1 pseudogene is annotated in these 994 nt (G+C 78.2%); it reads right to left on the bottom strand.

The window, feature by feature from the left end:
* Positions 1–994 (bottom strand): annotated as a pseudogene (locus tag B9S61_RS00115) (primosome assembly protein PriA); the annotation flags it as partial.

Genomic DNA, 994 nt, shown 5'->3' with positions numbered 1-994 from the left:
GCTGCGGACGGACCAGCGCCGCCGCGCCGATCCAGCGGCGCAGCGCGTCCTCCCCCGAACGCAGATCGGGCCGGCCCACCATGGCCCACCCGTCCAGCAGCAGCGCCGCCGCGTACCCGCCCTCGGCCACCGGTTCCGCCCCGGGCGTGCTCACCACCAGCGCGGGCGTCCCCGGCACCGTGTCCAGCACGTGCTCGCGCCCCGAGGTCCGTACCGGTACGGCGGGAAAGGCCCGGCCCAGTTCCTCCGCCGTCCGCCGCGCCCCCACCACCTGCGCCCGCAGCCGGAACCCGCCGCACTCCGGACAGTGCCAGCCGCTCTCCCCGCGCCCGCACCATCCGCACCGCAGATCGTCGGACCCCTGCGCCTCCAGCGGCCCCGAGCAGTGCCGGCACCGGGCCGGAGCCCGGCAGCCGGCGCACGCCATCCGCGGCACGTATCCCCGCCGGGGGACCTGGACGAGCACCGGTCCGTGCCGCAGTCCCTCCCTGACGGCCTGCCAGGCGAGCGTCGGCAGCCGCGCCGCACGGGCGGCCTCGTCCCGCGCGAGGTCCTGGTCGCCCACGGTCCGTACCAGCGGCGCCGCGGCCCGGACCCGCTCCCTGGTGGCGACCAGCGGCCGGGCCCAGCCGGTCTCCACGAGCTGGGCGGCCTCCACGGTGCAGCTCCAGCCGCCCAGCAGGAAGGCACACCTGTCCTGGGCGGCCCTCAGCAGCAGCACCTCACGGGCATGCGGCTGCGGGGCGTGCTGCTCGCTGTGGCTGTCGTCGCCGTCGTCCCAGACGGCGACGAGTCCGAGGTCCCGCACCGGCGCGAACATCGCCGCCCGGGTCCCGATGACGGCCCGTACGGATCCGCGCCGCACCGCGAGCCACTGCGCGTACCGCTTCTCCGGCCCGGCGTCCGCGGTGAGGACCGCGTGCCGTCCCTCCCCCAGCAGCGCGGTGAGCGCCGCGTCGGCGCGGGCCACGGCCCGTCCGTCCGGCAGGACGGC

The organism is Streptomyces sp. SM1 (assembly GCF_002910825.1).
Lineage (GTDB): Bacteria > Actinomycetota > Actinomycetes > Streptomycetales > Streptomycetaceae > Streptomyces > Streptomyces okerensis.
The sequence above is the reverse complement of the archived record's forward strand: the minus strand, read 5'-3'. Positions and strand labels throughout refer to the sequence as shown.